This window comes from Kitasatospora sp. NPDC002543, assembly GCF_053594915.1.
In genome coordinates, this window is the sequence record NZ_JBSFWR010000092.1 from 20,520 (window position 1) to 33,880 (window position 13,361).

At 76.8% G+C, this 13,361-nt stretch carries 10 protein-coding genes and 1 riboswitch; of the genes, 3 read left to right on the plus strand and 7 right to left on the minus strand.

The annotated features are described in order from the left end of the window. Positions 1-70: 70 nt before the first annotated feature. Positions 71-1,264 carry an FAD-dependent monooxygenase gene (locus ACWD4P_RS29665; RefSeq protein WP_449781745.1) on the minus strand — a complete coding sequence of 398 codons (1,194 nt, stop codon included), beginning with the start codon at positions 1,262-1,264 and terminating at the stop codon, positions 71-73. Positions 1,265-1,393: 129 nt separating this feature from the next. On the opposite strand from ACWD4P_RS29665, the gene ACWD4P_RS29670 reads away from it, so the two are divergent. Further along, positions 1,394-2,071, plus strand: coding sequence for a TetR/AcrR family transcriptional regulator (locus tag ACWD4P_RS29670; protein WP_449781746.1), 678 nt, complete (start codon positions 1,394-1,396; stop codon positions 2,069-2,071). 13 nt (positions 2,072-2,084) lie between these two features. Here the strand turns inward: ACWD4P_RS29670 and cpt are convergent, their stop codons facing one another. Genes cpt through ACWD4P_RS29700 form a run of 6 tightly spaced genes read right to left on the minus strand, consistent with a single transcriptional unit; the run spans position 2,085 to position 9,409 of the window. Next, positions 2,085-2,651 carry a chloramphenicol phosphotransferase CPT gene (cpt, locus tag ACWD4P_RS29675; protein WP_449781751.1) on the minus strand — a complete coding sequence of 189 codons (567 nt, stop codon included), beginning with the start codon at positions 2,649-2,651 and terminating at the stop codon, positions 2,085-2,087. 46 nt (positions 2,652-2,697) lie between these two features. Next, positions 2,698-4,125, minus strand: coding sequence for a cobyrinate a,c-diamide synthase (locus tag ACWD4P_RS29680; protein ID WP_449781747.1), 1,428 nt, complete (start codon positions 4,123-4,125; stop codon positions 2,698-2,700). A 16-nt stretch (positions 4,126-4,141) separates the two neighbouring features. Then, positions 4,142-4,747: a cob(I)yrinic acid a,c-diamide adenosyltransferase gene (cobO, locus tag ACWD4P_RS29685; RefSeq protein WP_359826074.1), complete on the minus strand. Its 606-nt coding sequence runs from the start codon at positions 4,745-4,747 to the stop codon at positions 4,142-4,144. A gap of 6 nt (positions 4,748-4,753) precedes the next feature. Further along, positions 4,754-6,871 carry a putative cobaltochelatase gene (locus tag ACWD4P_RS29690; RefSeq protein WP_449781748.1) on the minus strand — a complete coding sequence of 706 codons (2,118 nt, stop codon included), beginning with the start codon at positions 6,869-6,871 and terminating at the stop codon, positions 4,754-4,756. A gap of 34 nt (positions 6,872-6,905) precedes the next feature. Continuing rightward, positions 6,906-8,420, minus strand: coding sequence for a cobyric acid synthase (locus ACWD4P_RS29695; protein ID WP_359831293.1), 1,515 nt, complete (start codon positions 8,418-8,420; stop codon positions 6,906-6,908). After that, positions 8,417-9,409 carry a cobalamin biosynthesis protein gene (locus ACWD4P_RS29700; protein WP_449781749.1) on the minus strand — a complete coding sequence of 331 codons (993 nt, stop codon included), beginning with the start codon at positions 9,407-9,409 and terminating at the stop codon, positions 8,417-8,419. Before ACWD4P_RS29700 ends, ACWD4P_RS29695 begins: the two co-directional genes overlap by 4 nt. Before the next feature lie 134 nt (positions 9,410-9,543). Continuing rightward, positions 9,544-9,676: riboswitch (cobalamin riboswitch) on the minus strand. A gap of 298 nt (positions 9,677-9,974) precedes the next feature. Between ACWD4P_RS29700 and ACWD4P_RS29705 the strand changes: the two genes are divergently transcribed. Together ACWD4P_RS29705 and ACWD4P_RS29710 are read left to right on the plus strand one after the other, a co-directional pair. Continuing rightward, the gene (locus tag ACWD4P_RS29705) at positions 9,975-11,081 is read left to right on the plus strand and encodes an alpha/beta hydrolase family protein (protein WP_449781750.1); all 1,107 of its coding nucleotides are present in this window, start codon (positions 9,975-9,977) and stop codon (positions 11,079-11,081) included. 846 nt (positions 11,082-11,927) lie between these two features. Continuing rightward, entirely contained in the window at positions 11,928-13,253 is a 1,326-nt protein-coding gene (locus tag ACWD4P_RS29710; RefSeq protein ID WP_359825443.1) for a hypothetical protein, read from the plus strand. Positions 13,254-13,361: the final 108 nt, after the last annotated feature.

The following is a 13,361-nucleotide window of genomic DNA, read 5'->3' on the forward strand; positions in this document are numbered from 1 at the left end:
GGCCGGCCACCAGCCAACCAACCGGCCAACCGGCCAACCGGCCGGTCGGCGCCGTTCGGCGGCAGGCTCCTCAGGCCGGGCCGCGGAGGGCCGGGGGCTGCCAGTCGTACGTCGTGCCCGAGCGGCTCAGCAGGGCGCGGGCGGGGAGGAGTCCGGCGAGGGTGAGGGCGGTGGTGCGCAGGAAGGTGGCGGCGGGGGAGCGGAGGGCGACGAGCCCGCCGATGCGGCGCGAGGCGGCGACGACGGCGGTGGTGCGGGGGAGTCGGGCGGCGGTGTAGGCGGGCAGGGCGGCGGCCGGGTCGGCGCCGGGGGCGAGCAGGGAGGCGAGGACGACGGCGTCCTCGATGGCCTGGCAGGCGCCCTGGCCCTGGAAGGGGCACATCGCGTGGGCGGCGTCGCCGAGGAGGGCGACCCGGCCGTGGTGGTGGGCGGGCAGGGGGTCGGCGAGGTCCCAGACGTCGTGGCGCAGGACGCGCTCGGGCTCGGCGAGGGCGAACAGCTGCGGTACGGGGGCGCACCAGTCGCCGTAGCGGCGCAGGAGTTCGGCCCGCTCGTCCCCGTCCGGTGCCCGTTCCCCGGCCGGGGCGAGGGCGGCGCCGTAGACGTAGACCCGGTCGTCGGCGAGCGGGACGATGCCGGCGAGCCGCCCGCGGCCCCACACCTCGCCGACGGCGGCCGGGCGGCGGTCGGGGGTGACGACGGCGCGCCAGGTGGTGAAGCCGCTGTAGCGGGGGCCGGGGTGGTGGGGGAAGAGCAGGCTGCGGGTCGCCGAGCGGAGGCCGTCGGCGGCGACGACCAGGCCGGCCTCCTGCTCCCCGTCGGCGGTGCGGACGACGGCGGGTTCGGTGGCGCCGCCGGGGGTGACGAGGGCGGCGGGCGATCCGGTGCGGACGGTGCCCTCCGGGAGTGCGTCGACCAGGGCGGTGATGACGTCGGCGCGGGCGACGGCGGCGATGGTGTCGCCGAAGCAGGACTCGAACACCGAGGTGCTGGTGCGGGCGAGCCACCGGCCGGAGGGGTGGCGCAGGCCGATGGCGGGGTGCGGTGCGGCGAGGGCGCGCAGGCGTCCGCCGACGCCGAGCCGGTCGAGGGAGCGGAGGGCGTTGGGGGCCAGGGCGAGTCCGGCGCCGACGGGTTCGAGGGAGTCGGCGCGCTCGTGGACGCGGACCGGGACGCCCTGCCGGTGCAGGGCGAGGGCGGCGGTGAGCCCGCCGATGCCGCCGCCGATGACGATCGCGCGCTGCCTGTCCTGTGGGCTGCCCATGGGAGGGCTCCTCTCCGTTCACTACATCCGTAGTGCTCATCTGCCAGCACCGTACTACAGATGTAGTTCACGCACACTACTGCTGTAGTGAATTGGGAACGCCCGAGGAGAACGGCCATGATCGGACCCATGACGACGCCCCCGCGCCCGACCCTGATCGCCGATGCCGCCATCGCCCTGATCGCCGAGCGCGGCCTGCGGGGGCTGACCCACCGGGCCGTCGACGAGGAGGCCGGCCTGCCCGCCGGATCGACCTCCAACCTCGCCCGCACCAGAGCCGCGCTGCTCGAACTCGCGCTCACCCGCATCGTCGAGCGGGAGACCGAGGAATACCCGGTCCTCGCCGAGGACCCGCCCGCCGCGCGCTCTTCCGCCATGCTCTCTCCCGCCGCGCGCTCTTCCACCGCGCGCTCTCCCGCCACGCTCCCGCCCGTCGCGGCCCCGCCCGCCCCCGCCGCCGCGCGCGACCTCCTCGTCCGGGTCGGCGCCGACGTGCTGTACCAGGCGCTCACCAGCGGCCGCCGGCTCACCCTGGCCCGCCTGGAACTCGCCCTGGAGGCCACCCGGCGGCCCGAACTGCGCGTCGTCTACGACCGTCTGGGCGGGCGCTTCGCGGACATCGCCGCCGAACTGCTCGGGCGGTCCGGCTCGGCCGACCCGGCGGCCGACGCCCGCCGCCTGATCCGCTGGTGCGACGGGGTCCTGTTCAACGCGACGGCGGGCAGCGGACACTGGCACATCCCGGCGCCGGAGGAACTGCGCGACGAGGTGGCGCGCTACCTCTCCGCGCTGCTCGACCGGGAGTAGTCCGCGGGCGGCGCTACTCCGGGGCGCCCGCCCGCGGGCGGGACGAGTCGACCGCGGCCACCCGCGCGGCCACCGTCCGGGCGCAGTCCGCCGCGGACGCCCGCGTGGAGTCCACCACCAGGTCGTACGCGACCCCCCGGTGCACCGCCTCCGCCTGCGCGGCGGCCATCCCGGCCACCCGGTCGCCGCGCGCGGCCTCCCGCTCCTCCGCCGCCGCCGGATCGCAGCGCACCCCGACCCAGAGCACGTCCAGGCCCTCCAGCGCCGCCCGCCACCGGGACTGCGAGGCGGCGCCGCCGAGGAACACCTCGTCCACCACGACCCGGGCTCCGGCCCGGGCCATCGCCGCCACCCCGAGCGTCCAGGCGGCGTCCAGCGCGGCGAAGACCGGGCCGACCTCGACCGTCCCGTCCCCGCCCTCGAGCCCGCCGATCCCCTCGCCGCCGGAACGCAGCGACGGCGGCAGCGCCTCGACCATGGTGTCCGTGCCGAGGTGCAGCCAGGGCTCCGGCAGCAGTTCCTGCAGGCATCGGGCGATGCTCGACTTGCCCGAGCTGGAGCCGCCGTTGAGGACGATCACATGCATGCGGGCACCCTAGACCCGCCCGCCTCGGGGTGTCGCGGCGTTATCCCCGCCCGCCGCCCGGCGTGGCGGTGGAGCCCGCCGCGAAGGCGGCCGCCGCGCCGGTGAAGGAGGAGGCCAGTGCCGGCGCGCCCGCCCAGTGCAGGTGCAGGTAGGACGCGTGCACGTTGCCGGCGGCGAAGCCCTCGGTGCGGGGGCCGGTGGGCAGGCGCCAGCCCCAGGCGGGGAGTTCGCCCGCGCCGGGCTCGCAGACCGTGCGGTGGAACTCGTGGCCGCGCAGCCTGGTGCCGGCCGGGGCGAGCGGGGAGTCGTGCAGCGCGACCGCCTCCCGGTAGCCCAGGGTGAGCCGTTCGGTCATCCGGGCGTCGGTGGCCAGCACGCCGCACATCGGCAGACCGTCCAACTCCCGCCCCAGGTAGAGCAGTCCGGCGCACTCGGCGGCGATCGGCCCGCCGACGGCGGCGAACGAGGCGATGGCGGCGCGCAGTGCGGCGTTGCCGCTCAGCTCGCGCACGTAGAGCTCGGGGAACCCGCCGCCGATCACCAGACCGGCCGTCCCCTCGGGCAGCGTGTCGGCGTGCAGCGGGTCGAAGGGGACGACCTCCGCGCCCGCCGCGCCCAGCAGTTCGGCGTTCTCGGCGTACGAGAAGGAGAAGGCCGCGCCACCCGCGACCGCGATCCTCGGCCGGCCGGCCACCGGTGCGACCTCGTCCGCCGGGTTCCACGGTTCGGCGTCCAGTGCGGGCGCGGTCCGGGCGAGTTCGAGCAGGGCGTCGAGGTCGACCGAGGAGGCGACCAGTTCGCCCATGTCGGCGACCGCCTTGAGGGCCTCCGCCGAGCGCTCCACCGCCGGGATCAGCCCGAGGTGGCGGGACGGCGTGGCGACGGCCGCCGAGCGGCGCAGCGCGCCCAGCACCGGCACGCCGGAGCCCTCCTCCAGGGCCTCGCGCAGGAGTTGCTCGTGCCGGTCGGAGGCGACCCGGTTGAGGATCACCCCGGCGAGTCGCACCTCCGGGTCCCAGGAGGCGAAGCCGTGCACCAGCGCGGCCACCGAGCGGGACTGCGAGGAGCCGTCCACCACCAGTACCACCGGTGCCCGCAGCAGCTTGGCCACGTGTGCGGTGGAGGCCAGTTCGCCGCGCCCGGAGGCCCCGTCGAACAGGCCCATGACGCCCTCGACCACCGCGACGTCCGCCCCCGCCGCGCCGTGCAGGAACAGCGGCGCGATCCGCTCCGGCCCGCACAGGAAGGCGTCCAGGTTGCGGCCCGGGCGGCCGGCGGCGAGCGCGTGGTAGCCCGGGTCGATGTAGTCGGGGCCGACCTTGTGCGGGGACACCGCCAGCCCGCGCGCGGCGAGCGCCGCGATCAGGCCGGTGGCGACGGTGGTCTTGCCGGCGCCCGAGGAGGGCGCGGCGACGACCAGGCGGGGGACGGTGCGCGGGGGCGTACTGCCCGGGGGGACGGTGCTCAACGGTCTACCACTCGATCTACCACTCGATGCCGCGCTGGCCCTTGCGGCCGGCGTCCATGGGGTGCTTGACCTTGGTCATCTCGGTGACCAGGTCGGCGAATCCGGTCAGCACCTCGGGTGCGTACCGGCCGGTGATGACGACGTGCTGACTGCCCGGGCGGTCCTTGAGCACGGCCACCACCTCGTCCGGGTCGATCCACCCCCAGTGCATCGGGTAGGTGAACTCGTCCAGCACGTAGAAGCGGTAGGTCTCGGCCGCGAGGTCCCGCTTGACCTGCTCCCAGCCCTCCTTGGCCGCCTCCTCGCTGGACATCTCCTGCTCGGCGGAGCGCTGGATCCAGGACCAGCCGGAGCCCATCTTGTGCCAGTCGACGGTGCCGCCCTCGCCGGAGGCGCCGAGTACGCGCAGGGCGTTCTCCTCGCCGACCTTCCACTTGGCGGACTTCACGAACTGGAACACCCCGACCGACCAGCCCTGGTTCCAGGCCCGCAGCGCCATGCCGAAGGCGGCCGTGGACTTGCCCTTGCCGGGCCCGGTGTGCACGGCGGTGATCGGCTGCGTGCGGCGCTGACGGGTCGTCAGGCCGTCGTCGGGGACGCTCTCGGGGACACCCTTGGGCATGTCGGCTCAGGCCGCCTTTCGCATCGTGGTGGTCGCGCGGTGCGCGGAACGGTTCTCGCGGACGAGCGAGGCCACGCCCTCGGCGCGCAGCTCGTCCAGGCTGACGGCGGTGCCGCCGAGCCGCCCGGCGAGGGTGCGGGCGAGGCCCAGGCGGACCGGGCCGGACTCGCAGTCCAGCACCACGCTCGCGGTGCCCTGCGCCGCGAACAGCCCGGCCGCGCGGTGCGACTGCGCGAGCGCGTCCCGCCCGCCGGTGGCCCGGCCGTCGGTCACCACGACCAGCAGCGGGCGCCGGTTCGGGTCGCGCAGCCGCTCCACCCGCAGCACCTCGTGGGCGCGCAGCAGGCCGGCGGCCAGCGGGGTGCGCCCGCCGGTGGGCAGCGACTCCAGCCGCGCCGCGCCGACCTCGACCGAGGAGGTGGGCGGCAGTGCCAGCTCGGAGCCCGCGCCCCGGAAGGTGATCATGCCGATCTTGTCGCGGCGCTGGTAGGCGTCCATCAGCAGCGAGAGCACCGCGCCCTTGACGGCGGTCATCCGCTGCCGGGCGGCCATCGAACCGGAGGCGTCGACCACGAACAGCACCAGGTTGGACTCCCGTCCCTGGCGCACCTGTTCGCGGAAGTCGTCCTTGTGCACCACCAGTGCCCGCCCGCTGCGCCCGCGCGCCGCCTGGTGCGGCGCGGCGGCCTGGAGGGTCGCGGTGAGGTGCAGCCGGCCGAGCGCGCCCTGCGGGCGGCGGGCGCGGATGGTGTGCCCGCCGGTGGTCTCGGCGGGGGAGCGGCGGCCCTGGGCGCCGTGCCCGGTGCCCTTCACCGTGAACAGCCGGGTCCGGTACGGGTCCCCGGCCGCGACCGGCGCCGACTCCCGCGAGGGGGAGGGGTGTCGGGCCGGTGCGGGCGGCTGCGCGGGCTCCTCGCCGCCCTCGGGGGAGGTGCCCTCGGGGACGGTGCCCTCGGACGGGGACGTCTCGGGAGCGGAGGCCTCGGGGCCGCCGTCGGAGGGCTCGGGCGCGCCGCCGCCGTCGGGGCCGCCCCCGTCCGGCCCGCCGTCCTCCGGTCCGCCGTCGCCGTCCGGGCCGGGCCCGTCGCCCTCGGGCTCCGGGTCCTCCGGCTGCGCGTGCTCCTCCAGCGTCCGGTCCAGCTGCTCCTCGTCCAGCCCCGGGGCGTCGAAGGGGTTGCGGCGGCGCCGGTGCGGCAGTGCCAGCCGGGCGGCCTTGCGGACGTCCTCCTCCAGCACCTCGGTGCGCCCGTCCCAGGCGGCCAGCGCGACGGCGGTGCGGGCCATCACGATGTCCGCGCGCAGCCCGTCCACCTCGAACGCGGCGCACACGGCGGTGATCTGACGCAGCGCCACATCGGTCAGCTCGACCTTGGGCAGCAACTCCCGTGCGGTGGTGATCCGTTCGGCGAGCGCCCGCTCCTCGGCGGCGAACCGGGCGGCGAACGAGGCCGGGTCCACGTCGTACGCGAGCCGGCGGCGGACGACCTCGGCGCGCTCGGCCGGGTCCCGGGTGGCGGCGATCTCGACGGTCAGGCCGAACCGGTCGAGCAGCTGCGGCCGCAGCTCGCCCTCCTCCGGGTTCATGGTGCCGACCAGCAGGAACCGGGCGGCGTGCCGCACCGACACGCCCTCGCGCTCGACGTACGAGCGCCCCATCGCGGCGGCGTCCAGCAGCAGGTCCACCACGTGGTCCTGGAGCAGGTTCACCTCGTCGATGTAGAGCACGCCGCGGTGCGCCCGGGCGAGCAGCCCGGGCTCGTACGCCTTGACGCCCTCGGCCAGCGCCCGCTCCAGGTCGAGCGAGCCGACGATCCGGTCCTCGGCCACGCCGACCGGCAACTCGACCAGCTGGGAGGGCCGTTCGGAGGCGGACGGGGAGACGTGCGGCCCGTCCGGGCACTGCGGGTCGGGCGTGGCCGGGTCGCAGGCGAAGCGGCAGTCGTCCACGGTGGCGATGGACGGCAGCAGGCCGGCCAGCGCGCGCACCATGGTCGACTTCGCGGTGCCCTTCTCGCCGCGCACCAGCACGCCGCCCACGGCCGGGGAGACCGCGTTCAGCAGCAGCCCGAGCCGCAGGTCGGCCATGCCGACGATCGCGGTGAACGGATAGCGGACGTCACTCATGCCGTACCCCACTCCTGTCGTATCCGGCTCAGGCTCATGCGTCACTCCCAGGGGCCCCGGGCGGGAGGAACGGCAGCGATCCGGCCGCCGGCACCCCGCCCTCGATCAGCTTCCACAGCGCGTCGGTGTCCGCGTGCTCCTCGATCAGGTCGCCCAGCCGGTCCAGCCGGGCCTCGCGCGCCGCGGCGAAGGAGGTGTCCGGCGCCGGGACGAACGCCCGGCCGGACGACTCGGCGACCTCGCGCAGGAGTTCACGGCGGAAGCCGTCGTTCTCCAGCGCGCCGTGCCAGGTGGTGCCCCAGACCGCGCCGACCCGGCAGCCGTCCAGGAAGGCCTCCCCGCCCTCGACCGCCACCACCCCGTGGTGGATCTCGTAGCCCTCGACCCGCTGCCCGTACGCCTCGCCGACCGGCCGCGCCAGCACCTTCTCGGCGCCGAACCGCACGCGCGTCGGCAGCAGTGCGAGGCCCTCGACGGCGCCCGCCTTCGACTCGACCTCGTCCACGATCGAGTGCGCCAGCATCTGGTAGCCGCCGCAGACCCCGAGGATCGGCAGTCCGGCCGCCGCCCGCGCCCGCAGGGCCGGCTCCAGGCCGCGCTCGCGCAGCCAGGCGAGGTCGGCGACGGTGGCGCGGGTGCCGGGCAGCACCACCAGGTCGGCGTCGGCCAGTTCCTCCGGCCTGGTCGCCCAGCGGACCAGCACGCCCGGCTCCTGCGCGAGCGCGTCCACGTCGGTGAAGTTGGACAGCCGCGGGAAGCGCACCACCGCCACCCGCAGCACGTCCGCGCCGAGCGGCCCGGGCCCGTCCGCCCGGTCCACCACCGTGGAGAGGTCCAGCGAGTCCTCGGCGTCCAGCCAGAGCCCGGGCAGCATCGGCAGCGTGCCCAGCACCGGACGGCCGGTCAGCTCGTGCAGCATCTCCAGCCCGGGCGCCAGCAGCCGCGCGTCGCCGCGGAACTTGTTGACGAACCAGCCCGCCACGTGCCGCTGGTCCTCCGCCGACAGCAGTGCCAGCGTCCCGTACATCGCCGCGAAGACCCCGCCGCGGTCGATGTCCCCGACCACCACCACCGGCAGGCCGGCGGCCGTGGCCAGGCCCATGTTGGCGATGTCGCGGTCGCGCAGGTTGATCTCGGCGGGCGAGCCCGCGCCCTCGCAGACCACCACGTCGTAGCGGCCGCGCAGGTCGGCGAGGCACTCCAGGGCGCGCTCCAGCAGGAGGGGCTTGCGCTCGCGGTAGTCCAGCGCGCCCACCTCGGCCACCGGCCTGCCGAGCAGCACCACCTGGCTGCGGCCGTCCGCGCCGGGCTTGAGCAGCACCGGGTTCATCGCCGCCTCCGGCTCCACCCGGGCGGCCTGCGCCTGCATCGCCTGGGCGCGGCCGATCTCGGCGCCGTCGGCGGTGACGAAGGAGTTGAGCGACATGTTCTGTGCCTTGAACGGCGCGACCCGCACGCCCTGGCGGGCGAGCCAACGGCAGATCCCGGCCGTCACCACGGTCTTGCCCGCGTCCGAGGTCGTCCCCGCGACCAGCAGCGCGTTCGTCATGCCCGTCCCCTCTTCCTCAGCGGCATCCTCAGCAGGACGTGCCCCGCGACCGTCGTACCCAGCGCGAGTGCGCCCACCCGCCGGGAGAGCGCGCAGGCCCGCTCGATGTCGTCCACCGTCACCGGCCGCAGCTCCTCGCCCAGTACGGGCCGGTGCTCCACCCGCTCGCCGTAGCGCAGCGTTCCGCCCAGCCGCACGCCCACCGCACCGGCGAACGCGGCCTCGGCCTGGCCCGCGTTCGGGCTCGGGTGGGCGGAGCCGTCGCGCCGCCAGACCCGCCAGGCCGTTCGGGGCTCGGGTGCGGCGGCCACCGTCAGCAGCGCCGTCAGCCGGGCGCCCGGCCAGCCCGCCACGTCGTCCAGCCGGGCCGAGGCCCAGCCGAACCGGGCGTAGCGGGGCGAGCGGTGGCCCACCATGGCGTCCAGGGTGTTCACGGCGCGGAAGGCCAGCAGGCCGGGGGTGCCGGCCAGGGCGCCCCAGGCCAGCGCGTTCACCACGGCGTCGGCGGTGTTCTCGGCCACCGACTCGACGACGGCCCGGGCGATCTGCTGCCCGTCCAGCGCGCTCGGGTCCCGTCCGCACAGGTGCGGCAGCCGCTCCCGGGCGGCCGTGAGGTCGCCGTCGGCCAGCGAGCGGCCGATGGTGCGCGCCTCCCGGGTCAGCGAGGTGCCGCCGAGCACCGTCCAGGCCGCGGCCGCCGCCAGCGCCGCCCGGCCCAGCGGGCGCCGGCCCACCGTGCGGTCCAGGGCGAGCGCGCCCGCCGCGACCGCGCCCACGCACAGCGCCGTGTACCCGGCCCCGGCGCCGCGTCCGTCGCGCCACAGCCGCCGCTCCAGCCGGGTCGCCGCGCTGCCGAAGAGGGCCACCGGGTGGCCCCGACGGGGGTCGCCGAAGCGGGCGTCGGCGGCGTAGCCCGCGACGGCGCCGAGCGCGAACGCGGCGGCGCGGGTCAGCGGACGCGGAGCGGGGGAGGGGGTGCGCGCGGTCATCGGCCGCACGGCGCGTGGCGGCGGGGAGGGCGGCACGGCGGAAGGCAGCTCGGAGTCCGGCGTGGCGGGGCAGCCTGCATCGCGTGCGTGTCCTCACTCAGGGTCCGCGCCCTGGATCGACGTGACGGCGGCGAGAGTCTCCTGGCTTCCGGGTCGAACGCACCCACGGAGCCTTCCAGCGGCCGTGGACGGCCCGCCGTGGCGATGTTCCGAGCGTGCTCCCCGGTGACAGTGGCGGGACCGCGCCGGACTTCCACCGGCTTCCTCTCCATGCCTCCGTTTGGCCCCAGGATCCCATCACGGGCCCGAACCGGGAGTCAACCGAGGTCACGGAGGGGTTGGTCACACGGCGGGCCGCACGGCGGGCCGCACGGCGGGTCACGCGGCGGGCCGCCCGGAAGGCCGCACGCCGGGCGTGCGCCGGCCGCTCCTGGCGCCTCCTCAGCACCGCCCGGCCGCCGCCCGGGTGACCCGGACGGCCCAGCCCGGTGGCCCGGGCGGCGGCGCACCGGTGAACTTGTGCACGAACACCGTCCGGTCCGTGAGCAACAGAGCGGGGAGCGAAATGCGTTGGGGAACCGCCGCCGTCGTGGCGGCCGCCGCGGTCGGGGCCGCCGTGCTGGTGATCGGCCGTCGGGCCTCCGAGCGGATGGTCCGTCCGGTGACCGCCGTCCAGGAGTCTGGGCCGGTCGTGGTCCGCGGCCTCGCCCCCGGCCGGGTCACCTTCACCCGCAGCCCGGCGAGCCTGCGTCCCGGCCGCTGGGCGGTCGAGTGGGCGGACGGCGGGCACGCGGTCGTGGAGGAGGTCCTGCACGGCGACGAGCGCGGCGTCACCCGCCGGCTGGTCCGCGCCGACCGGGGCACCCTCGCCGCCGGCACCGAGGTGCGCTTCACCCCCAGGGTCCTGCTCGGCGACCCGATGGAGGCGCTCGGCCTCGCCTTCGCCGACACCACCGCGGACGGTGAGCTCGGCGCCCTGCCCGCCTGGCGGCTCGACGGCAATCGCGGCACCTGGGTGGTCCTGGTGCACGGTCCGGGGGCCGACCGCCAGCAGGCCCTCCCGGTGCTCCCCGTCCTCGGCCGGCTCGGCCTGCCGGCCCTCGCCGTCACCTACCGCGGCGACCGGGGCGCCCCCGCCTCCCCGGACGGGCTCAGCCACTTCGGCGAGACCGAGTGGCGCGACGTCGAGTCGGCCGTGCGGCTGGCGCTCGACAGCGGGGCGGGCAAGGTGATCCTCTACGGCTGGTCCGTCGGCGCGACGACGGTCCTCCAGACCGTGGCCCGTTCCGCGTGGGCGCACGCCGTCGGCGGCCTGGTCCTCGACTCGCCGGTGCTCGACCTCCCGACCTCGGCCCGCCGGGACGCCGCCCGGGCCGGCTTCCGGGGCACGGCCGCCGAACTGGGCGCCCTCGCCGCCGAGGGCCGCACCGGTGTCGACCTCGCCGACTTCGGCCGGATCGCCGACGGCACGGACCTGCGGGTGCCGACCCTCCTCCTGCACAGCCCCGACGACCCGATCGCGCCCTTCGGCACCGCCGAGAAGCTGGCCGCCGCCCGCCGCGACGTGGTGAGCCTCCGGCCCTTCCCCGGTGCCGACCACGCCGCCCTCTGGAACTCGTCGCCCGACCACTACACCGAGCTCCTCCGCCGCTGGCTCACGCCCCTGCTCTGAGCACCCGGCCGTCCCGCGCCCCGCCCCGGGCGTCCCGCGCCCCGCCCCGGGCGTCCCGCGCCCCGCCCCGGGCGTCCCGCGCCCCGCCCCGGCTGTCCCGCGCCCCGCCCCGGACGTCCGGCCCCCGCTCCGCGCCCCGGGTGCCCCGTGCGGGGCGCCCGTTTCCCGCGGGTCTCGTTCCGGACGCCTCGCCCCCCTCCTCGCGCGCCGATTTCGGCCGGGCTTCGCCGGTCTTTTCCGGGCGGGCCTCCCCCCGCCCGTAAATGAACGTTTCTCCATTTCGCCGGAGATGCACGAGAAGTCGGCCGGTCCGACTTCTCGTGCGGCGTGATCCCGCCATCCGGTTCGCCATCCGTCCGGAATCGGGCTGGACAGTCCCGCCCGGCGTCCGTGGGCCGGAACGCCCCCGCGAAAACCCGCCCCGTTGTCAGGGGCGAAAATTGGACCGGCCCCTCACCCCCCACCTGCACGCACAGTGACCGGCCGAGCATTCCCGGCAACCGGGGCGCATCGGGTGGCATGGGCAGGTCACACATTTTTGGCCAGGCGGTTTGCCGCTGTTGCCCGATCTTGCGGAGGTGCCGCCCCCGGTCGCCCGGTCGTACGGACAACCGGATGTGACAGAAGGCCGGTACAAGGGGAAGACTGCTCGACGTGACGTCTCGGAATCCGCGCGACCGTGATGCCCCGCTCCCGCCGACGATCGGTACCGGTGCGACGGTGACCCGTCTCCCCGGAACGGCCCAACGGCCTGCCGGTGGCAGGCCGGGCGGGGCGGGTGTCCCCCGTAACGGAGTACCCCGGCGACGAGGACCCGCTCCGGCTCCCGGGCGGGGCCGGGTTCCCGTGCCGGAGGGCTTCCCGGCACCCTCCGAGCTCGCCCCGCTGGCCCGCCGGATGCTGGTGGACGCCGTCCGGGTGGCCCGCTGGTCCGGTGAGCTGGCCGAGGTCGACAAGCGCGGCGAACTGCTCCCGGACGACGCCCGTGCGGCGGGCCGGGCGCTGGCCATGACGGTCGGCGCCGCGGCCAAGGCCTGGGGGCAGGCGCTGCTGGTGGGCCTGGTGGAGGCCCGGGACGGCGGAGCCGGCCCCGGCTGGCGCCTGCACGCCTGGGAGCACGACGACGAGGCCGTGGTGCGCGGCTGGTCGGCGCTGTTCGACGCCTGGACCCTGCTCGCCCCGGTGCCGCCCGCCGCGCTGCGCGGCGTGTTCGCCGTCCTGGCCGGTCAGGCCGTGGACCAGGCCCCGCAGCTGCTCTCCTTCCTGCACCTGGTGGACGGCCCGGTCGCCGAGAGCGAGCTGCTGGAGCTGCTGCGCCGCGGCCTGGACGAGCGCCGGGTCGGCGCCGGCCTCGGCGGGCCGGGCCTGTCGCCGGTGCCGCACGCGGCCTCGGCGGTCTCCGCCGTCCGCGGCACCTGCCGCGCGCCGCAGATCGACACCCCGCCCGCGCCCTCGGACGTGGCGGCCGTCCTGGACTGGATGCTGGACGGCCTGGCGGCCGTCGGCGCGCTGGTGCGCAGGAACGATGCCGCGGAGCTGTCGCCGCTCGGCCACTGGGCGGTGCGGGCGAAGCTGGAGGAGATCTGCACGGTCGCGCAGACCGCGGCCGGGCACATCGAGCAGAGCGCCTTCGAGCTGCTGAACGCCTGCGCGGACTACTCGCCGGGCCCGGCCCGCGCCGAGTTCCGCGCCTGGGTCGCGGCCCGTCCGGCGGACCGGGCGGTGGGTGAGCTGCTGGAGGCCGCCCAGGGCGACGACGCACTGGTGCGCGGGCTGGCCTTCGAGGCGCTGCGGGTGGCCGGCGGGCCGGCCGAGCAGGCGGTGCGCGCGTCGGTGGACGAGCCGGTGCTGCGCCCCTACGCGCTGCTGTGGCTGGCGGAGCGCGCGGACGAGGGCGTCGCCCCGGCCGACGTGCTGGGTGCCGAGGACGCGGCCTGGCTCTGGGTGGACACCGCGGCCGCGGTGCTCGACCACGGCGAGACCGAGCTGCTGGTCGGTCACGTCGAGGGCGCCTCGGCGGGGGACCCGGTCCGGCTGTTCGCCCGGGCCCGGCAGTCCGGCCACCCGCGGGCGGCCTCGGTGCTGACGGCCGTCTCGGGGGTGCACCCGGATCCGGGCGTGGCCCGGGCGGCCCGCCGCTCGGCGTTCAGCGTGCACACCGGCGGCGCCTGACCCGCCCGGGCCGTACGGGGCACGGCACGGGGCAGCGACGACATCCTGCACCTGATCACCGACCGCGACCCGGCCCCGCTCAGCCACCCCCGCGCACCGGCGGACCGC